An 18,603-nucleotide genomic window follows, 5' to 3' on the forward strand; every position below is an offset into this window, starting at 1 on the left:
GGCACCGGCCTGATGTCCCGCTTTCCGTTGCTAAATCGGGTTAGCGCCCGATAGTCTCACGGCGCGCGTCGTACGATGTCAACCCCCCGTACCACTCTCTTGACGATCGGAGGTCCTGGGTGAGCCCACGACGGGTCACGCTGGCCGATGTGGCCAAGGCGGCCGGTGTCTCCCGCCCGACCGCCTCGCTGGTGCTGTCCGGCCGCGGCCGTGAGCTGCGCATCTCTCAGGACGTCGAGCAGCGGGTCCTGCGGGCGGCCGAGGAGTTGCAGTACCGGCCCAACATCGTCTCCGTGGGCCTGCGTACGGGCACCAGCCGGACGATCGGCTTCGTCTCCGACACCGTCGCCACCTCACGGCTGGCCGGCGACATGATCAAGGGCGCGCTGGAGGCGGCCCGTGAGCGCGGCTTCATGCTGTTCATCGGTGAGACCGAAGGCGACGCCGAGCTCGAACGCCTCCTGCTGCAGGCCATGCACGACCGTCAGGTCGACGGGCTCATCCTGGCCTCGATGTTCACCAGGACCATCAAGGTGCCCAAGGGCATCACAGCCGCGCCCGCCGTGCTGCTCAACGCACTGCCCAAGCAGCCCACTCCCCTGCCCGCCGTCATCCCCGACGAGGTCGAGGCCGGCCGCCGCGCGGCCCGCGTCCTGCTCGAGGCCGGCCACCGCGACGACATCTACCTGATCGGCGCGGGCCCGCGCCTGCGCGACGTGCCCGCGCAGAGCGTCGCGGCGGTGGAGCGGCTCGTCGGCATCCGCGAAGCGCTCGGCGCGGCGGGCGTCAAGGTGGCGGGCGCCCGCACCTGTCCTGACTGGCAGCCGGAGTACGGCCTCGCCGCGACGCACGACCTCCTGCGCACCGTCCGGCCGCATGCGCTGATCTGCTTCAACGACCGCATCGCCATGGGCGCCTACCAGGCACTCGACGACTTCGGGCTCAAGGTGCCGGCGGACGTCTCCATCGTCTCCTTCGACGACCACCCCCTCGCCTCGTGGATGCGGCCTCAACTGACCACGGTGGCGCTGCCCCACTACGAACTGGGGCGCAAGGCCGTCGACGTGCTGTTCGCCGAGATGGATCGGCTCGCCGAGACCGACCGCGACCCTGCGGACACCGACCGGGCCGGCGAGGTGCACCGGGTCCCGATGCCGGTCCGCAGCCGCGAATCCGTCTCGCCGTCACCGGCTTGACCGTTGATCACGTGCCGGCCGACGTCTCCAGGGATGGAGCCGGGTCGAAGCGGTCCCAGGCGCCGCTGACCGCGCGGTTCCTCCGGCCGTTGCGCAACAGCGTCACACTGACCAGCGCCGATAGTGCCGCCACGACGATCGGGTACGCGATGCCGGCGAGTCCCAGAGAGAACTACCAGCGTGCTAGAGGTTCGCCGTGAGGCGGGCCAGGATGCGCGCCGCGGGCTCGGCCGACGCGTGCCGGTAACCGGTGCCGGCCCACAGGTGGAGGCGTTCGGCGTCACCGGCGGCGGCCGCGGCTCTGCGCAGTGGGCTGGTCAGGTGGTGCAGCGCGGGGTAGCCGGCCGGGGCGAGGTGGTCGTAGCGGTCGGTGAAGGCGTTGCGCAGCGCGCGTGCGGGACGGCCGGTGAACGCGCGGGTGACGAGCGTCCGGTCGCGGGCCGGGTCGGCGAGAGCGTCCTGGTGCGTTTTCGAGGCGCCGCTTTCGTCGGCGCGGATCAGGACGGTGCCCACCATGGCGGCCACGGCGCCGGCCCGCAGGACCTCGGCGACGGCATCGCCGGTGGCCAGACCGCCCGCGGCGATGAGCGGGAGATCGGTCACGTGGGCCACTTCGCGCAGCAGCCGGGTGATCGGTGTCGCCGTGGGGACGCGGTCGGGGGTGAGGGTGCCCGAGTGGCCGCCGGCCGCGCCCGCCTGTACGGCCAGGAGGTCGGCGCCGGCGTCGGCGGCGCGGAGCGCTTCCTCGGCCGAGGTGACCGTCTGCGCGATCAGCGTGCCGGCGGCGCGCAGCGCCTTGATGACCGCCGGATCCGGGATGCCGAAGGTGAAGCTCGCCAGCGGGACGGGGTCGGCCAGGAGAAGGTCGATCTTGTCGCGCCAATGGTCGTCGTCTTCGGTGAGAGCGACGGTGGCGAGGTCGAGTCCGTACTGGTCGGCTTCGGGCTGGATGGTGCGGGCGTAGCGACGGTAGGCGGCGGGGTCGGCCGGGATCGGGTTGGGGGCGAACAGGTTGACGCCGAACGGAACGGCGGCCGCCCGTACCTCGGCGATCTGCTCCGCGAGCGCTTCCGGGCGCTTGTAGCCGCCGGCCAGCAACCCGAGACCGCCGGCTTCGGCGGCGGCGGTGACCAGCCGGGGCGTGGTGGCGCCGCCTGCCATGGGTGCGGCCAGCACGGGAACGGACAGGCCGATGGCGGTCAGTGCGCTGTTCATGGTCGCCTGCTCTCCTGCCGGTGCCGGATCCGGCCCTTCGCCGTCCTCGGCTCCGAGGTTAGGAGGTGGGACCAGTGACTGGGAAATTCAATGCGGGACGCCCAGGTAGGGGAAGACCGTCAGCGTGTCGCCGTGCGGCTTGATCCCCTGGGAGGGCGCGTTCCCCTTGGTCAGGATGGCCAACTGCGCGTCGACGATGTCGTCGGCGAACTGGCGGCCGTTCAGGTAGCCGGCCGGCTCGGCGCAGTCGTAGGTGAGCAGGTCGGGCAGCAACTGCCCGGCCACCTCGGTGGCCTCGTGCTCGGTGTAGCCGCCGCCCGCGCCCAGCAGGGCCGCGACGATCTTGCCGGTGTGGTCGCGCCGGTCGTCGGCGGGTGATCCGGCGTTGTAGGCGTTCTTGTCATCGTCCCTGGTGAACACGATGTTCATCAGCGGCCGGCCCATCCGCTCGACCTGCCTGCCCTCCAGCAGCACCGTCGTCCAGTAGCCGACCGGTTGCTCGAGGAACAGGCTGTTGGGCACCTCCAGCACGATCGCGAAGACGTTCTTGTCGGCGAAGAAGTCGGCCCCCGTGAAGGCCATGCCCGCCTTGAAGCCCTCCAGGTCGAAGAAGAACGGATCGCTGCGGATCCCGGCGAAGAACCGGTACTCCCCCTTGGTGGAAGCCTGCGCCCGCGGCCCGAAACACACCGGGGCACCGGCGAAGAGCACCTCGCCGTCCAGTTTCACCCTCGCCGTCTGTTCCGCCTCGCCGGAGAAGGTGACCGCGAAGGTCAGGTCGGCCACGGCGTCGCCGTTGGTGTCCAGGTGCAGGTTGTACACGGCCCGCGGGTGGAACCGCTCCCCCATGGTCGGTGCCAGCGGGTTGACGCACATGACCAGGACCGAGCGGTCCTGGTCGCCGGGCTGCCGGAAGGCGAAGATATCGGTGATGTCGATCCGGGCATCGCCATGCGGCGGCTTCATCCTCGGAGCATCGAGATGATCGGACATCAGGTGCCTCCTTCGACGCTGGCGATGGCGGTCAGCCAGGGATCGGCAATTCCCCGTCGACGTACTGGGCGCGGCCGAAGCCGAACGACCAGTCTTCGGGACTGTTCTCGACATAGCTGACGAACAGCTCCTGGCCGCCGACCCCGGCCTGGTCCAGATGGTCGGCGAGAGCGCGGTAGAGGCGCTGCTTGTCGGCGGCGCTGCGGCCGCGCTGGGTGAAGATCTGGACGATCACCACCTCGGCGCCGCGCTCGAAGCCAAGGCCGGCGTCCTGAGCGATGATCTCGTCTGCCTCGTGCTGGGTGACGATCTGGAAGCGATCTCGTACCGGGATCCCCAAAACCTCCACCAGCGCGTGATGGACGGCGTCGACGACGGCCTTGACCTGGTCGGGGCGGCGTCCGCGGACCACGTCGATGCGTAGCAGGGGGCTGTCGGTACTCCAATCGCGAGATGACCCCTCACGGCCCTGGACATTCCCCCTCAACTGGGAAACCAAGGGCGGCCACCGTCTTGTTGCACCGCGCGGAAGAAGAGCTTTACGGGTGCTTGACCCCAGCACCCCGTTACGGTCGTTGTCCCGCAGGCTGTCAGCGGACGATCGAGCGTGCAGTCGAACGTCAGCGCAGACGCGTCCGCCTCACTGCTTGTGTGACTCGTGGCCTGAGGGACAGCAGCCACTGATACGGCAGTTCTTCGCGGGCCTCTCACCCGCTGATACCGAATGGAGCCTGCGATGGCCAATCCGATGCCGGCGCGGCAGGAGTGCGCGGCCGTGGTCCTGGGTGGGCCGACCACGGTCCTCGATCTCGGCGGCCTGCGCATCGTCGCCGACCCGACCTTCGACGACGCCGGGCCCCACGGTTACCTCACCAAGACCGCCGGGCCGGCCGCTACCGAGGACGAGGTGGGGCCGGTCGACCTTGTCCTGGTCAGCCATGATCTGCACCCGGACAACCTCGACGATCGCGGCCGTGCCTTCGCGCTGAGCGCGCCGTTGATCCTCACCGGTCCCGCGACGGCGGGCCGGCTCGGGCCGCCGTCGGCCGGTCTCGCCGCCTGGTCAGGCCACGCCCTCCCACGCCCGGGCGGAGGTGGTGAGCTGGCCGTGATGGCGGTGCCCGCCGTACCCGGTCCGGAAGACGGTGAGCGTGACGGCGACGGCAACGTCAACTGCGAGGTCACTGGATTCGTCCTGTCCGGGCATGGTCTGGCCACCGTGTACGTCAGCGGCGACAACGCCTCGATCCGTACCGTGGCCGAGATCGCCCGCCGGGTGCCGGAGATCGACGTGGCGGTGCTGAACGCCGGCGCGGCCAGGGTCGCGGCGAAGTTCGACGGCCGGCCCCTGTCATTGGACAGCCACCGGGCAGCGGCCGCGGCCGCGGTGCTGGGCGTGAAGGTCGTGGTCCCAGCGCACTACGACGGCTGGGCGCACTTCTCGGAAGGCCGGGCCGAGCTGGAGCAGACCTTCTACGAGGCGGGACTGTCGTCCTCGCTGCGGGTCGCCGCGCACCGTTCCTGATGTCCCTGCGGGCCTGATCCGCCGCGCGATCAGTCGTCGATCGCCTGGTAGAGGGTGGTCCAGAAGTCGTGGATGGCCCGCGCCGAATCCGGGGTGGACATGCCGGTCTGGGTGAGCAGGATGCCGACGAGCTGGTGGTGCGGGTCGGCGTAGACGGTGGTGCCGCTGCCGCCGTCCCAGCCGAACTGGCCGATGGGGGCGTAGTCGCCCCGGTAGGTGCGCACCGCCATGCCGAACCCCCAGCCGCCGTGCTGCCCCAGGCCATACCCCCGATGGACGGAGTCGCGGCCCCAGGCCACTCGGGCGGCCAGCTGCTCGGGCGGAAGTTGGTTGGTGGTCATCAGCTCGACCGCCGGCCGGGACAGGATTCGCTCGCCGTCGTGAATCCCGCCGTTGAGCAGCATCCGGAAGAAGGCGTGGTAGTCGTCGGCGGTCGAGTCGAGTCCGCCGCCGCCGGACTGGAACGCCGGAGGCGTGCTGTGGTGCCCCCCTTCGGCCGGGTCCTCCACGCGGAACTCGCCGGTCTGCCAGTCGGGGGCGTACAGCGGCGGGAGCCGGTCGATCTTGTCGGCGGGCACGTGGAATCCGGTGTCGGTCATGCCGAGCGGGCCGAAGATCCGCTCACGCAGGAACTTCTCGAACGACTGCCCGGTGACCCTGGCCACCAGTACGCCGAGCAGGTCGTTGCTGATGTTGTAGATCCACCGCTCGCCGGGCTGGCAGATCAGCGGCAACGTGCCCAGGCGGCGCATCCACTCATCCGGGTCCGGCGCGGGCAGCAACCATCCGTCCTCCTGGCCGTAGACACCCCGCTCGAAGAGCGCGCCCATGATCGGGGTGCCCGGCGCGGTCATGTCCATGCCGAGTCCGTTGGTGGAGGTGAGCAGGTCCCGCACGCTGATCGGCCGCCGCGCCGGCACCGTGTCGTCCAGCGGTCCGTCGGGCCGCGTCAGCACCTGCCGGTCAGTGAGCTCGGGCAGCCACGGATCCACCGGGTCGTCCAGCCGCAGCCGGCACTCGTCCACCAGCACCATCGCCGCCGCCGCCCCGACCGGCTTGGACGTCGAGGCCATCCGGAAGATCGTGTCGCGGCGCATCGGCGTGCCACCGTCATGGCGCATCGTCCCGAGCGCCTCGACGTGCGTCTCCTCGCCCCGGCTGACCAGGGCGACAAGGCCGGGGATCTTCCCGGACTCGACATGCCGTTCCAGCACCTCGCGCAGTCTGCGCAACCCTGCTTCGGAGAAGCCGCCGTTGCTGTTTCCCATCATGAATCTCGCCTCCATCTACTCGGCGTCACTGACTACCGGTACAAAGTAACACCGACTACCGGTACGGAATAGCTGGCGGTGCGAGTCAGACCCATGTCGGTAGCCGCACTCGGGGCGGCCTGATCCAGCGACGGGCCACCGACTCCGGCCCGCGCGGCCAGGAAGACCCGCCAACGAGCTCTGGCGGGAGGGCCGCTCCTCCCCGTGGCGTGCCGCGACCGAGAGCATCAGGCATCCCAACCTGGGCACGATCCCGCTCGACTGCGACACCATGCTGCTCCCGGACGGCCACCAGACGGTGCTCGGGTACTCCGCCGAGCCGGGATCTCCCGAAGCCACGGCGCTCGACATGCTGCGAGTGATCGGCCTGCAGCAGGTGTGACGCCCTGCGGATCAAGTCGAGCGCGTCAGTCGTCGATCGCCTGGTAAAGGGTGGTCCAGAAGTCGTGGATCAGCCGCGCCGAATTCGGGACCGACATCCCAACTTGGGTGAGCAGGATGCCGACGAGCTGGTTGTGCGGGTCGGCGTAGGTCGAGGTGCCGGCTCCGCCGTCCCAGCCGAACTGGCCGATGGGCGCGTAGTCACCGCGGTAGGTGCGCACCGCCATCCCGAAGCCCCAGCCGCCGTGCTGGCCTTGGCCGAAGGACAGATGCACGTTGTTGGTGGCCATGGCGTGCCGGGCGGCCTGCTGCTCGGGCGTGAGGCGGTTGGTGGTCATCAGCTCGACGGCGGGCCGCGACAGGATCCGTTCGCCGCCGTGCGTCCCGTGGTTGAGCAGCATCCGGAAGTAGGCGTGGTAGTCGTCGGCGGTGGAGACCAGCCCACCGCCGCTGCCCTGGAACGCCGGCGGCTTGCTCCAGCGTCCCCCCTCGGCCTCGTCCCACACGTGGAACTCCCCGCTCTGCGGGTCAGGGGCGTACAGGGTCGGCAGCCGGTCGATCTTGTCGGCGGGCACGTGGAAGCCGGTGTCGGTCATGCCCAGCGGGTCGAAGATGCGCTCGCCCAGAAATTCCTCGAACGACTGGCCGGTGACCCTCGCGACCAGCACGCTGAGCACGTCGTGGCTGATCTGATACTGCCAGCGCTCGCCGGGCTGGTGCATCAGCGGCAGCTCGCCCAGGCGGCGCATCCACTCATCCGGCCCGGGCATCGGCTCCGGCAGATCGGGCGTGAGCCCCCGTTCGAAGATCGCACCCATGATCGGCGTGCCCAGCGCCGTCATGTCCATGCCGAGCCCGAACGTGGAGGTCAGCAGGTCCCGTACGGTGATCGGCCGCCGCGCGGGCACGGTGTCGTCCAGCGGGCTGTCGATCCGCTTGAGCACCTGCCGGTCGGCGAGTTCGGGCAGCCACGGCTCCACCAGGTCATCCAGTCGCAGCCGGCACTCATCCAGCAGAACCATCGCCGCCGCCATCGCGACCGGCTTGGAGGTCGAGGCCATCCGGAAGATGGTGTCGCGGCGCATCGGCGCGCCACCGTCATGACGCATCGTCCCGATCGCCTCGACGTGCGTCTCCTCGCCCCGGCCGACCAGGGCGACAAGCCCGGGAATCTTCCCGGACTCGACATGCCGTCCCAGCACGTCACGCAGTCGGCGCAGCCCCGCTTCGGAGAAGCCGCCGTTGCTGTTTCCCATCATGAATCTCCTCGCGCACAGTGTTCGATCTCTGCGAGCCCTGTCTGGGGCTCGGTCATGGGGACACCCTCTGCGGCGCCACCGGAGCCGTTCGGAAATCCCTGAACGCCTGCGACACTACATTGCGTTCATAAATCAGTCAACAAGCAATGAGAGACTGTTTTGCCTGCTAAATATGGCTGATACGACCGTCGTTGCAATGACGCTGAGACTGAATGCAAAGGATGATCAGAATTGCATTGCAATGGGCCGCGAGCGAATACATACTGTTGCGGTGGTGTGCGGCCCGCGCATGTCGAGAGTCAGGAGACGAGCACCGATGCCCGGAGGCAGACTCACCAATGAGGACCGTCAGCACATCGCTGCGGCACTGGCCGAGGGACTCGGATACGCGGAGATCGGCCGGCGTCTAGGGCGGCCCGCCTCGACCATCATGCGGGAGGTCACCCGCAACGGCGGACCCGACGACTACGGGGCAGACCAGGCGCACGAGGCCACACGGCATCGCGCGCGCCGGCACAAGCAGGCTCAGCCTCCGGCGCCGCCGATCCCCGACAGCGGCCACGGGCGTGACCCCCAAGCGGTGCGGGACTTCACGGAGTCCTTCACCGCCCTCCTCGTTCAGCAGGGTCTGCCCCGGATGGAGGCCAGGGTGCTGGCCTGCCTGTACATCACCGACTCCGGCACCCTCACCGCCGCCGACCTGGTCCAGCGGCTACGCGTCAGCCCCGCGTCGATCTCCCACGCCATCGCCTTCCTCGAACAGCAGGGAATGCTCAGCCGCGAACGCGCCCCGGGCGCGCGCCGCGAACGCTATGTCATCGACGATCAGATCTGGCTCGGGACGCTCCGCGCGGCTCTGCAGATGAACGAGACCCTGGCCGTCGCATCGCAGCGCGGAGCCGAGATTCTCGGGGCCACCACCCCGGCGGGCGCCCGCTTCGAGTCATCCGCCGAACTTCTTTTCCTCCTGAGCGGGGCCTTCCGGCAGGTCATGGAGGAGTGGGTGCAGAACCAGACCGCCCGGAGCGCCCACCCGCCGACCGCCTCTTCTTGACGCGCGCCACCGCGGGACCTGCGCGAAGCGCCTGTCCATGCGGGCCTTCGGGGATCAGCCCGCGGACCCCATCCGGCCGATCATGTCGAGCACGAGGTTGGCGGCCACCTCCGCCCCGTCGATGCGGACCTTCTCCGCCACGGCGGCCGCGCGGGCACCGGTCTCGGGAGCCAGAGCGATCTTGAGCGCGGCCGACAGCGACTCGGCGGTCGGCGTCGGACCGTCGTGTCCCGTACCGATGCCCAGCTCGGTCACCCGGCTCGCCCAGTACGGCTGGTCGGCGACCTGAGGCACGATCACCTGCGGCGCCCCGGCACGGGCCGCCGTCGCCGTGGTGCCCGCGCCGCCGTGGTGCACGACCGCGGCCACCCGGCCGAACAGCTCCTGATGGTTGACCTCGCCGACCACGAAGCAGTCGTCCCGGTCGTCGATCAGGGCCAGATCGGCCCAGCCACTCCCGAGCAGGACCCGGCGGCCGTGTGTCCGTACCGCCTCGATGACGGCCCGGGAGATTTCCCGCGCGCTCGCGCCCCGCATGGGCATGCTGCCGAAGCCCACGTACACCGGCTCCGCGCCGGCGGCAAGGAACGCCTCCAGATCGGCCGGCAGCGGGCGCTCGTCCGGGCGGATCCACGCGCCGGTCTGTACCACGTCAAGGTCCGGCGTCTCCTGCCACGGGCCCAGGACCGGGTCGGCCGCCAGGAACGGGCGGTCGGTGAAGGCATAGTCGCGGACGGCGTCCACCGGCGGCAGGCCGATCGAGACCCGGTGGGCGTTGATCATCTCGCCGAAGAGCGCGTTCTTGTGCTCGGCGTCGAGATCCCACAGCGCCCGGTTGTCGGTCACCCCCGCGGGGACCTCCTGACCCGGCCAGGGGCGAGGCGGACGGTGCGGCGACGGCAGGTAACTCGGAGAGAACGACGTGAACACATAGGGCACGCCCAGCTTCTCGGCCGCCGCCCGCGCACCGGCCACGGCCGGGAACGAGCCGGTGGCCACCACCGCGGCGCAGCCCTCGGCCGGCCCGGCGACCGCCTCGTAGGCCATGGCGGTCAGCTCGGCGGCGATGTCGGACAGGCTCGTCTTGCCGGGGACCGCCCCCGTCGCCAGCGCGCGGATCGGCCAGCCGAGGGGAGTCAGCGGCACGTCGATGCCGTCCAGCAGCTGCGCGAAGTCCGGCGGCGCGCACATCCGCACCTCGGCGCCCAGAGCCTTCAGCCGCACCGCCAGGCCCGTCATCGGCCCGACGTCCCCGCGCGACCCGTAGGTCACCAGCACAACGCGCATTCCACGACCCCCATTTTTCGTACGTTTCCAGCGTCGAGGGGTGATTGTGCGGCATGACCCGGGCCTTGTGGCAAGGCCCCCCATGCGCTATAGGTTGGAAGTGGAAGGAGTGGTCATCCCTCCTACGCCGCGCGTCAGGCCACTCTTCACTCCCAGTCGATCTCGCGCAGCGAGGCCACGCCCTCGTCCGGTCCGGTGATCACCCCGTCCTCGCCGTCCTCGTCAGCCAGCGAGAGGACCTGGGGAGACAGCTCGATCAGCGAAGCGATGAAGGGCCGCCAGGTCTCCTCGGACAGTGACGACTGGGCACGGATGATCAGATCGAGAATCTGGTCCAGGTGGTCGTCGAAGGAGATGGAGAGCCCCGCCAGGCGCTCCTCGGATGCGAAGTCGAATCGGATCACGTTGACGTCGGGCAGACACCTGATCCGGAGCGTCGCCGCGTCGTTCTGGTACGTGTGGTCGATCCATCGCCACCCTTCGCCGCTCACGGCCTGCCATCCGCGGCTCTCCAGCCGACCTTGAATGTCGTCTATCGTCACTGGCCATTCCCTCATGGTCATTGTCAGGAGCTGCTCCGCCGAGACGCTTTGATAGCTTCACGTGGGACAGACAGCATCCGGACTTCCGCCTTGCTTCAGGGGCGAAGCACAGGAAGTCGTATTACATCTGTTTAGAGGAGCAGTATGAGGGTTGTCGTCATTGGGGGAAGCGGACATATCGGCACATTCCTCATCCCCCGGCTCGTACGCGCGGGTCATGAGGTGCTCAACATCAGCCGGGGAAGCCGGGTCGCCTATGCCGAGGCCCCTGAATGGCAGCACGTACAGCAAGTGACGGCGGATCGCCAGCAAGAGGACACCGAGGGCGTCTTCGGCGACAGAGTGGCGGGACTGCGGCCCGATGTCGTCGTCGACTTGGTGTGCTTCACCCTTGAATCCGCCGTGGCCCTCGTGGAACGACTCCGCGGGCAGGCAGGCCACCTGCTGCACTGCGGGTCCGTGTGGCGATACGGGCCGAGTCACAAATCGCCCATCGCCGAAGGGACAGGGACGGAACCATTCGGTGACTACGGCATCCAGAAGGATCGAATCGCGCGGATGCTGAAGGACGAGACCGCCGGCGGCGGCATGGTGACGACGTCACTGCACCCCGGGCACATCGTCGGCCCGGGCTGGGACCCGATCGGACCGACCGGCAACCTGGACCCTGCCGTCTGGCGCACCCTGTCGGCTGGACAGCCACTTAAGATCCCCGGACTCGGCGTCGAGCTCATGCATCACGTTCATGCCGACGATGTCGCTCAGGCCTTCGAGAAGGCGATCGCGCATCCTGACACGGCGGGCGGGGAGGACTTCAATGTCGTCGCCCCAACGGCCCTGAACGTCCGAGGATTCGCCCACGAAGCAGCGAGCTGGTTCGGGCAGACGGCTTCGCTGGAGAGCGTGTCATGGGAGGAGTTCCGCGCCACCACGACCGACGAGCACGCGCAGGTGAGCTGGGAACACCTCTACCGCAGCCACTGCCTCACCATTGACAAGGCCAAGACACTTCTCGGCTATGCACCCCGGTACGAACCCGAGGCCGCAGTACTCGAGTCCGTCCGCTGGCTCATCGAACACGGCCGGCTCGAGGTAGACCGTCCCCTCGTCGTATGACTTCCCGCGGCCGCCGGCTGCTTCGACGAGCTTGAGCAGCGCCTGAGCCGCCGCGGCCGGGTCGCCGGCAGGCCACCTTCCGGCGACGCGCCGAGTGGCCATGTGACGTACACCACCGATCACGGATGTCACACAGCGGCGAGAACCGGCGTCTTGTGCGTACAGCGCACTTGAGAAGCGAACAGGCAGGAGCCGGCCATGAACGAGCGCAGCGAGCCAACGACAGGCACAGCCGAGCCGCTCGCCGGCCCCGCCCAGATGGACCCCGCCACCGAGGCGTTCGTCACCCACCGCAACCTGCTGTTCACCGTCGCCTACGAGATGCTCGGATCGGCCGCCGACGCCGAAGACGTCCTCCAGGAAACCTGGCTGCGGTGGATGACGGTCGACCTGACGCAGGTGCACGACCAGCGCGCCTACCTGGTGCGGATCACCACCCGGCGCTCGCTCGACCGGCTGCGCACCATGAAGCGCCGCAAGGAGGCGTACGTCGGCCCCTGGCTGCCCGAACCCCTGCTCACCACGCCCGACGTGGCCGAGAACCTCGAACTCGCCGAGAGCGTGTCCATGGCACTCATGCTCGTCCTCGAGACGCTCTCGCCGACCGAACGCGCCGTATTCGTCCTGCGCGAGGTCTTCGACGTCAGCTACGACGAGATCGCGACCACCGTCAGCAAGACCCCCGCCGCCGTCCGCCAGATCGCGCACCGCGCCCGCCAGCACGTACAAGCACGCCGCCCGCGCGAAGCGATCTCCCCCAGCCAGGCCCAGGCGGCTCTGGAGTCATTGCGGCGCGCGCTCGAAACCAGCGATCTCCAGGGCCTGCTCGACGTGCTCGCCCCCGACGTCGTCCTCATCAGCGACGGCGGCGGCGTCAAGCAGGCCGCGCCGCGGCCGATCACCGGCGCCGAGAAGGCGGCCCGCTTCATCGTCGGCGGCCTCGGCAAGGCCCAGGTCACACTCACCGGCGACCCCACCGTGGTCAACGGCAACCCGGCACTCGTCCTTCGCGTGAACGGCGAGATCGACGGCGTCATAGCGGTCCAGGTCGAGGATGCCCGCATCACCGGCCTCTACTACGTCCGCAACCCGCGGAAGCTGACCCGCATCGCATCAGAGACCCCGCTCACCCTGCGATGACCCGCACTCGCGACGGTTGACCTTGCCCCAGGGTCAATGTCCCAGCATGGTGGCATGACCAACGCGTACGACGATGGGGAGCAGGCGGGCGACAGGACGATGCGGCACTTCACGGTCCACCACGACGGCGTCACGCTCCCGGTGACTCGCGGTGGCCGGGGACGACCGCTGGTCCTGTGCCCCGGACTGAACTCGACCCAGGCCCACCTGCACGAACTGACCGAACTGCTCCGGCGCGACCACGACGTGCTGACCTTCGACCTCCGGGGCCATGGCCTCGCCTCGGCCGCCGACCACTACTCCTTCGAGACGTTCCTCAGCGATCTGACCGCCGTGCTGGCGGAGCTGGATGCGGCGCCCACGCTTGTGGGCTACTCGCTGGGCGCGGACCTGGCCGTACACTATGCCGCCGAGCATCCCGGCGCCGTCGCCGACCTCGTTCTCATCGACGGGGCGAACCCGGTGCCTGAGCCGTTCATCACCGAGGCCCTCCTGCCGGAGTTCCGCGCCATGTGGGCGGACCTGGCGACGCGGCAGCAGGCCGAGCGGGGCACCGCGCGTCAGGTGCTGCTCACCGCCCAGGAGATTCTCGACCTGAACATCGAGATCGATGCGGTCCGATCCAGGATCCTCGACCGGTACGAGAAGATCGACCGGCCCATCCGCCTGATCATGTCGACCTCGATGGCCGGCGACAGCGGCGAAGGGCACGCACCGCGGTTCAACCGGAACTGGCGCGCCGGTGGCGAGCGGCTGATCCGTGAGCAGCCGCACCTCGCCATGTCCTGGCTCGACGCCGACCACCAACTGGTCTTCACCCACGCCCCGGAAATCGCCCAGATCATCCGAGGTGCCCAAACCGGCCAGGCGACTTCTTAAGCAACCCCTGAGATGCTGCTCTGATGCTGACCATCGGTGAGCTGGCGTCCTACGCCGGAGTGACGGTACGCGCGGTGCGGCACTACCACGCCAAAGGACTGCTGCCGGAGCCGGAGCGAGACCACTCCGGCTACCGCCGATACGACGCGGGCGCCGTAGTCGAACTGATCAAGATCCGTACCCTCGCCGAGGCCGGAGTCCCACTGGCGCGCGTACGTGAGCTGCTCCAGGCCGGCGAGGCGGAGTTCGCCACGGCGGTCGCGGACATCGACAAGCGGCTGCGGGCGGAGATCCGGCAGCGACAACGCCACCGTGAGCGGATCGCCCGGCTCGCCGCCGGGGACAGCTTGACGCTGCCCCCGGAGGTGGTCGATTATCTCGACCGGCTGCGCGCGCTCGGGGTCGACGAGCGGATCGTCCAGGCCGAGCGCGACGGCTGGATCCTGCTGGCCGCGCACTCCCCCGAGCGGGTCCCGGAGTGGATGGCCCGCAAACGGGAGCAGATCGCCGACCCGCGGCTCATCGATTTCTTTCTCACCCTGAGCCAGGCACTCGACCGGCACGCCGGCGACCCGCGGCTGGTCGAGCTGGCTGACAAGCTGGCCGCCTACATCACGCGGCTGGCCGAGGAGAAGGGCGAGGACTACGTCGACGACATCGACATCGAACCACCGCTCGTCAAGCTGATGGACACGTTGGCGTTCGACACTGTGCCGCCGGCCCGTCGGCTGATCGAGCTGCTGAAGAAGCGAGGCTGGACCGGCTGGACCAAGCTCAAGCGCGTGGAGTCCACGCGGGCGACAAGCACGCCGGACCTTTGACGCGCTACCGGTCTTCCTGTAGGCGTCCTTGAGGCATACGGCCCGGCTCGGGGCCGACCGACGCGGCATAGACCGCGTCCTCGGTCATCAGCTCCAGCAGTGCGCCGACGTCGCGCCTGGCCCAGGCGTCGGCGAAGCGGGCCAGGCATTCACGCGGGCTCGTCTCAGACTCAGACATCGTCGTTGTACTCCTGTGCGAGGTAGGCGTCCAGGTCCGGCCCGCCGGGGTTGGCGAGGACGTGCGTCATCCAGGCACGCCGCTCGAAGTCGGTGACGCTCAGCTCCCACACGCACCCGGCCGCCTGGCTCGGGTGTGGCGCCAGGTGCTCGGGCCGGTCGGCAGGCGCGGGGAGCACTGTTCGCGCGGTGCGCAAAGCGGTCTCGGCGACGCTCGACCGTATCCGCGCGATCCCGGCGATCTCACACATCAACTCCACGGTCGTCCTGCGCACCGTCTTCGAACGACCGATAGGCCGGACAGCCGCACTGAAAGAGGCTCAGGCGTCGTCACGTACCGCTATGACGGCCTCGATCTCCACGGTGAGCTCCGGGGAGGCAAGTGCGGCGACGACGGCCAGGGAGTGCGCCGGGACGTCGCCGTCGGGATACCACTCGGCGAAAACCTCGTCCCGGGCGGCGAAGAAGCCGGGCAGCTGCTCGGTGCCCGATACGAAGGTCGGCGGCTTCACCACATCGTCCGGCGTCGCCCCGAACTCATCGAGCACGGACCGCAGATTCGCGAACACCTGCCGGGTCTGCGACAGGGCGTCCGGGCCCGCGAGTGAGCTGTCTCGCAGGTTCCCCACCTGCCCCGAGACGAACACCAGCGTGGTGTTCTCCGGCACCGTGGCCACGTGAGTGTAATTGCCAATGGGTGCCAGCACGCCGACCGGGTTCCAGCGCTTGGGCATCTCGCTCACCTCGTTGATCAAATAGCGCGTTCGCGGCTCGTTCGACATCGGAGCTGTTGTTGAAGTAGTGGAAGCCCACCCGCAGCCGGTCGCGAGCAGGGTGGCGCGGACACCGTCTCGCGCCAGGCGAGCCTGGACGGCCCTCCGCTCCCGAAGATGTCCCCAGCCGCCAGGTAACGGAATGAGACATCACGATTGCGATTCGTGGTCGTTTCGGAGCGGTGAATCCGGCTGGGCGGGTGGGGTTTCTGCTTGATCGTGTTCGTGTCGGAGACGGTCAGGTGGAGGGCGGGTTCGGGTGCGGCGGGAGTGGGAGCCGGAAGAGCTGATCGCGGCTTGGACGCTGCTGGACGGCGACTGGAACTGGTGGGGAACAAGACGGGGGCGACCCGTCTGGGGTTCTGCCTGCATGTGCTGAACGGGCTGTCGGCAGACTCGGCGCGGTCGCTGTGGGAGCTGGCCACGGGTGAGGACGGCTTCCTGCTGGAGCTGAAGTCCGACCCCGGGCGGCTGGGGCTGGAGACGCTGCTGGAAGAGATCGTCAAGCTGCGACGGGCCTGGTGCTGTACGCGCTTGGCACGAACGTGGGGATCAAACGGGTCGCCGACGGCGGCCAGCATGGCGAGAGCGAGGCGGCGCTGCGGGCGACCCGGCATCTGTTCGTCAACCGCGACAACCTGCGAGCGGCGATAGCGACCCTGGTCAACGCCACCTTGAGGATGCGGGATCCGCTGTGGTGGGGCAACGGGACCGCGTGCGCGTCGGATTCGAAGAAGTTCGGGTCGTGGTCGTCGAACCTGATGACCGAGTACCACGCCCGGCACGGCGGCCCCGGTGTCATGATCTATTGGCACGTGGACCGCAAGTCGGTGTGCGTCTACTCCCAGCTTCGCTCCTGCAACGCCTCCGAGGTCGCCGCGATGATGGAGGGCGTGCTGCGGCACTGCACCGACGCCACGATCGATCGCCAGTACACAGATAGTCATGGCCAGTCGCTGGTCGGGTTCGCGTTCTCCTACTTGCTGGGGTTCAAGCTGCTGCCCCGGATGAAGAACATCGCCCGGCAGAAGCTGGTGAAGGCCGACGCCGATGACGAGGTCCCGTCCTGCCTGACCGGCATGGTGGCCGACAAGCCGATCGACTGGGAGATCATCGCTCAGCAGTACGACCAGATGGCGAAGTACGCCACCGCCCTGCGGCTAGGCACGGCCGAGGCCGAGCAGGTGCTGCGCCGCTTCACCCGCGGCGGCCCCAAGCACCCCACCTACAAGGCCATCGAGGAACTCGGCAAGGCGGTCAAGAGCGTGTTCGTCGCCGAGTACGTCGCCTCGCAGGAACTGCGCCGCGAGATCCACGAGGGCCTGCAGGTCGTGGAGAACTGGAACTCCGCCAACACCGACCTGTTCTACGGCAGCGCCGGCACCATCCCCGGCAGCGACAAGGAACATCAGGAGGTCTCCATGCTCAGCCTTCACCTGCTCCAGTCGGCGCTGGTCTTCATCAACACCTTGCTGGTTCAGTCCATCCTCAAGGACCCCGCCTGGCAGAAGAAGCTGACCGACGCCGACAAGCGAGGCCTTTCGCCGCTGTTCTGGTCCAACGCCAACCTGTACGGCACGATCGACATCGACATGGGCCGCCGTCTTGACCTCGGCCTGGTCGCCTGACCCTTCCCGTCGATCACGCCGATGGCCGGGGTAGGTCGCCCTGGCCGGGTAGCAGGTCGGCCAGGGCGGTTCGCACGGCCGCCCGGCTAACCCCATGAGCCCGTGCCAGGGCAGCGATCGAGGTGCCCTCGTGGAAGGCCGCCCGCACGTCCTCGCGCCGGTCACCGTCCAGCGCGGGCGGCCGGCCGCGGTAGCGGCCTTCGGCCTCGGCGGCGGCGATCCCCTCGACGGTGAGCTCGTTCTGGATGTCACGTTGGAACTGGCCGACTGCGGTGATCACGTTGATGATGACGGCGGTGGTGGCGTCGTTGGCGGCGAGGTCGTAGAAGTTCGACAGCGGTCCGGACAGGACGCGCAGGGCGACGCCGCGGGCTTGGCACCAGTTGCGGACGGCGTGGATGTCGAGCAGATCGCGGCAGAGCCGGAACAGCTCCGAGACCGTAAGGGTGTCGCCGGGGTGCGCCTTGGCGGCGATCTTGCCGAACGCGGGCCGGTCGAGGGCGGGGATCTTGGAGGTGGTGGCGGGATCCTCGAAGAGGAGGACGCCGTCGGCCGGCCGGAATCCCTCGGCGACGCCTTCGGTGCGCACGAGAAGGCCGGCCTCGGTGAGGATGTGGCGCTGCCGCAGCAGGGACTGGGCCGCGGTGGAGACGCGGGAGTAGACGATCCGCACCAGGCTCTCCTCGGGAAGGGCTGGAGCCCGATTCTTCTGTCGGAAAATCCTGTCGTCAATTCGTGTGCGGAATCGGCCATCCGGCGTCACGGTTCGTCGCTCGATGTCCGATTTTCGAGAGGGCTTTCGGGGCTCGATCAGAGGGTGTCGTTAAATCTTCTAATCCCGACAGGGCCAAGTTTGGTGCCTTGGAACGCCTGACGATCTTCGGTTCCTAATTCGTCGGCCGACCAAGCGGTCACTGACCCGCTACGACCACTGAACACCGGCAAGACCGCTTGGACGCAAGCATCTAGTCAGCACCCTGGCTCATACGGTGCGCTGGGCGCATACTGTGACCACTCCTCCCTGGTCAAAGGTGGTCTCCCGCCAGTCGTGCATGCCGTCGATAGAAGATCGTTCGGCTCACCCCGAACACGCGGCCCTGGTGGCCAGCGAGCGAGGCGCCGATCTGGCTATAGGTGGCCGTGTCCCACCCAATCCGGTACGCAGGTCGGCCCTTCAGAAGACGAGTCCACCCGCCGGGATTCTCCTGGCCATCTGCCTGCACCCATGGCCGTCCGCCAGGGTCGTCATGGCCGCCAATCCGGGTTTCCCGATGACCGCTAACGCACGGCAACCCCGATCCAGACGATGGTGGCGGACGGTCGGCCTTCGACTCCGCGGGAACATT

General features: G+C 68.8%; 19 protein-coding genes and 2 pseudogenes. 9 read left to right on the forward strand and 12 right to left on the reverse strand.

All coding sequences use genetic code 11. The annotated features are described in order from the left end of the window. Positions 1 to 119: 119 nt before the first annotated feature. Complete coding sequence (locus tag AB0B64_RS37940) at positions 120 to 1,196, forward strand: LacI family DNA-binding transcriptional regulator (protein ID WP_357956559.1); 1,077 nt, start codon at positions 120 to 122, stop codon at positions 1,194 to 1,196. A 7-nt stretch (positions 1,197 to 1,203) separates the two neighbouring features. Here AB0B64_RS37940 and AB0B64_RS37945 read toward each other — a convergent pair whose 3' ends face one another. From AB0B64_RS37945 to AB0B64_RS37960, 4 genes are all read right to left on the reverse strand, one after another. After that, positions 1,204 to 1,329, reverse strand: a complete 126-nt coding sequence (locus AB0B64_RS37945; RefSeq protein WP_357956561.1) for a hypothetical protein — start codon at positions 1,327 to 1,329, stop codon at positions 1,204 to 1,206. A gap of 50 nt (positions 1,330 to 1,379) precedes the next feature. Then, the gene (locus tag AB0B64_RS37950) at positions 1,380 to 2,411 is read right to left on the reverse strand and encodes a nitronate monooxygenase (protein ID WP_357956563.1); all 1,032 of its coding nucleotides are present in this window, start codon (positions 2,409 to 2,411) and stop codon (positions 1,380 to 1,382) included. An 87-nt stretch (positions 2,412 to 2,498) separates the two neighbouring features. Further along, entirely contained in the window at positions 2,499 to 3,404 is a 906-nt protein-coding gene (locus tag AB0B64_RS37955) for a DUF4331 family protein (protein WP_358183783.1), read from the reverse strand. 31 nt (positions 3,405 to 3,435) lie between these two features. Continuing rightward, entirely contained in the window at positions 3,436 to 3,966 is a 531-nt protein-coding gene (locus tag AB0B64_RS37960) for a tautomerase family protein (RefSeq protein ID WP_358183786.1), read from the reverse strand. 174 nt (positions 3,967 to 4,140) lie between these two features. On the opposite strand from AB0B64_RS37960, the gene AB0B64_RS37965 reads away from it, so the two are divergent. After that, positions 4,141 to 4,929: an MBL fold metallo-hydrolase gene (locus AB0B64_RS37965; protein WP_358183789.1), complete on the forward strand. Its 789-nt coding sequence runs from the start codon at positions 4,141 to 4,143 to the stop codon at positions 4,927 to 4,929. 29 nt (positions 4,930 to 4,958) lie between these two features. Here AB0B64_RS37965 and AB0B64_RS37970 read toward each other — a convergent pair whose 3' ends face one another. Then, a complete protein-coding gene (locus AB0B64_RS37970; protein WP_358183792.1) occupies positions 4,959 to 6,200 on the reverse strand; it encodes a serine hydrolase domain-containing protein in 1,242 nt (413 codons plus the stop codon). Positions 6,201 to 6,384: 184 nt separating this feature from the next. Here AB0B64_RS37970 and AB0B64_RS37975 point away from each other — a divergent pair. Then, a pseudogene (locus tag AB0B64_RS37975) lies at positions 6,385 to 6,582 on the forward strand (transcriptional regulator); the annotation flags it as partial. 25 nt (positions 6,583 to 6,607) lie between these two features. Here the strand turns inward: AB0B64_RS37975 and AB0B64_RS37980 are convergent. After that, positions 6,608 to 7,837 (reverse strand): serine hydrolase domain-containing protein, encoded by a 1,230-nt coding sequence (locus AB0B64_RS37980; RefSeq protein ID WP_358184059.1) that lies wholly within the window; start codon positions 7,835 to 7,837, stop codon positions 6,608 to 6,610. 319 nt (positions 7,838 to 8,156) lie between these two features. Between AB0B64_RS37980 and AB0B64_RS37985 the strand changes: the two genes are divergently transcribed. Further along, a complete protein-coding gene (locus AB0B64_RS37985) occupies positions 8,157 to 8,894 on the forward strand; it encodes a helix-turn-helix domain-containing protein (RefSeq protein WP_358183795.1) in 738 nt (245 codons plus the stop codon). Positions 8,895 to 8,948: 54 nt separating this feature from the next. On the opposite strand, the gene AB0B64_RS37990 is transcribed toward AB0B64_RS37985, so the two are convergent. Both AB0B64_RS37990 and AB0B64_RS37995 read right to left on the reverse strand, forming a co-directional pair. Beyond that, positions 8,949 to 10,181: a glycosyltransferase gene (locus tag AB0B64_RS37990; RefSeq protein WP_357956578.1), complete on the reverse strand. Its 1,233-nt coding sequence runs from the start codon at positions 10,179 to 10,181 to the stop codon at positions 8,949 to 8,951. A gap of 146 nt (positions 10,182 to 10,327) precedes the next feature. Continuing rightward, a complete protein-coding gene (locus AB0B64_RS37995; protein WP_358183798.1) occupies positions 10,328 to 10,723 on the reverse strand; it encodes a hypothetical protein in 396 nt (131 codons plus the stop codon). Positions 10,724 to 10,867: 144 nt separating this feature from the next. On the opposite strand from AB0B64_RS37995, the gene AB0B64_RS38000 reads away from it, so the two are divergent. The 4 genes from AB0B64_RS38000 (at position 10,868) to AB0B64_RS38015 (ending at position 14,679) form a co-directional block, all read left to right on the forward strand. Further along, entirely contained in the window at positions 10,868 to 11,839 is a 972-nt protein-coding gene (locus AB0B64_RS38000; protein ID WP_357956581.1) for an NAD(P)-dependent oxidoreductase, read from the forward strand. A gap of 198 nt (positions 11,840 to 12,037) precedes the next feature. Continuing rightward, on the forward strand, positions 12,038 to 12,979 hold the full coding sequence (locus tag AB0B64_RS38005) for an RNA polymerase sigma-70 factor (protein WP_357956584.1): 942 nt from the start codon (positions 12,038 to 12,040) through the stop codon (positions 12,977 to 12,979). A 54-nt stretch (positions 12,980 to 13,033) separates the two neighbouring features. After that, entirely contained in the window at positions 13,034 to 13,858 is an 825-nt protein-coding gene (locus AB0B64_RS38010) for an alpha/beta fold hydrolase (RefSeq protein ID WP_357956586.1), read from the forward strand. 23 nt (positions 13,859 to 13,881) lie between these two features. Continuing rightward, on the forward strand, positions 13,882 to 14,679 hold the full coding sequence (locus AB0B64_RS38015) for a MerR family transcriptional regulator (protein ID WP_358183801.1): 798 nt from the start codon (positions 13,882 to 13,884) through the stop codon (positions 14,677 to 14,679). 4 nt (positions 14,680 to 14,683) lie between these two features. On the opposite strand, the gene AB0B64_RS38020 is transcribed toward AB0B64_RS38015, so the two are convergent. From AB0B64_RS38020 to AB0B64_RS38030, 3 genes are all read right to left on the reverse strand, one after another. After that, on the reverse strand, positions 14,684 to 14,857 hold the full coding sequence (locus tag AB0B64_RS38020) for a nuclear transport factor 2 family protein (protein ID WP_357956590.1): 174 nt from the start codon (positions 14,855 to 14,857) through the stop codon (positions 14,684 to 14,686). Beyond that, positions 14,850 to 15,107 (reverse strand): hypothetical protein, encoded by a 258-nt coding sequence (locus AB0B64_RS38025; RefSeq protein ID WP_357956593.1) that lies wholly within the window; start codon positions 15,105 to 15,107, stop codon positions 14,850 to 14,852. The genes AB0B64_RS38020 and AB0B64_RS38025 overlap by 8 nt, the downstream gene beginning before the upstream one ends. A gap of 69 nt (positions 15,108 to 15,176) precedes the next feature. Then, a complete protein-coding gene (locus AB0B64_RS38030; protein ID WP_358183803.1) occupies positions 15,177 to 15,590 on the reverse strand; it encodes a RidA family protein in 414 nt (137 codons plus the stop codon). A gap of 533 nt (positions 15,591 to 16,123) precedes the next feature. On the opposite strand from AB0B64_RS38030, the pseudogene AB0B64_RS38035 reads away from it, so the two are divergent. Further along, positions 16,124 to 17,257, forward strand: a pseudogene (locus AB0B64_RS38035) (transposase); the annotation flags it as partial. A gap of 13 nt (positions 17,258 to 17,270) precedes the next feature. Here the strand turns inward: AB0B64_RS38035 and AB0B64_RS38040 are convergent. Continuing rightward, positions 17,271 to 17,930, reverse strand: a complete 660-nt coding sequence (locus tag AB0B64_RS38040; RefSeq protein ID WP_357956599.1) for a recombinase family protein — start codon at positions 17,928 to 17,930, stop codon at positions 17,271 to 17,273. Between the last annotated feature and the right edge of the window lie 673 nt (positions 17,931 to 18,603).

This window comes from Nonomuraea sp. NPDC049129 (genome assembly GCF_040648495.1).
Taxonomy (GTDB): Bacteria; Actinomycetota; Actinomycetes; order Streptosporangiales; family Streptosporangiaceae; genus Nonomuraea.

Coding starts and splice junctions, on each gene's coding strand:
- AB0B64_RS37950 (WP_357956563.1), bottom strand. CDS start 2,411: ATGAACAGCGCACTGACCGCCATCGGCCTGTCCGTTCCCGTGCTGGCC.
- AB0B64_RS37955 (WP_358183783.1), bottom strand. CDS start 3,404: ATGTCCGATCATCTCGATGCTCCGAGGATGAAGCCGCCGCATGGCGAT.
- AB0B64_RS37965 (WP_358183789.1), top strand. CDS start 4,141: ATGGCCAATCCGATGCCGGCGCGGCAGGAGTGCGCGGCCGTGGTCCTG.
- AB0B64_RS37970 (WP_358183792.1), bottom strand. CDS start 6,200: ATGATGGGAAACAGCAACGGCGGCTTCTCCGAAGCAGGGTTGCGCAGA.
- AB0B64_RS37980 (WP_358184059.1), bottom strand. CDS start 7,837: ATGGGAAACAGCAACGGCGGCTTCTCCGAAGCGGGGCTGCGCCGACTG.
- AB0B64_RS37985 (WP_358183795.1), top strand. CDS start 8,157: ATGCCCGGAGGCAGACTCACCAATGAGGACCGTCAGCACATCGCTGCG.
- AB0B64_RS37990 (WP_357956578.1), bottom strand. CDS start 10,181: ATGCGCGTTGTGCTGGTGACCTACGGGTCGCGCGGGGACGTCGGGCCG.
- AB0B64_RS38000 (WP_357956581.1), top strand. CDS start 10,868: ATGAGGGTTGTCGTCATTGGGGGAAGCGGACATATCGGCACATTCCTC.
- AB0B64_RS38005 (WP_357956584.1), top strand. CDS start 12,038: ATGAACGAGCGCAGCGAGCCAACGACAGGCACAGCCGAGCCGCTCGCC.
- AB0B64_RS38010 (WP_357956586.1), top strand. CDS start 13,034: ATGACCAACGCGTACGACGATGGGGAGCAGGCGGGCGACAGGACGATG.
- AB0B64_RS38015 (WP_358183801.1), top strand. CDS start 13,882: ATGCTGACCATCGGTGAGCTGGCGTCCTACGCCGGAGTGACGGTACGC.
- AB0B64_RS38020 (WP_357956590.1), bottom strand. CDS start 14,857: ATGTCTGAGTCTGAGACGAGCCCGCGTGAATGCCTGGCCCGCTTCGCC.
- AB0B64_RS38025 (WP_357956593.1), bottom strand. CDS start 15,107: ATGTGTGAGATCGCCGGGATCGCGCGGATACGGTCGAGCGTCGCCGAG.
- AB0B64_RS38030 (WP_358183803.1), bottom strand. CDS start 15,590: ATGCCCAAGCGCTGGAACCCGGTCGGCGTGCTGGCACCCATTGGCAAT.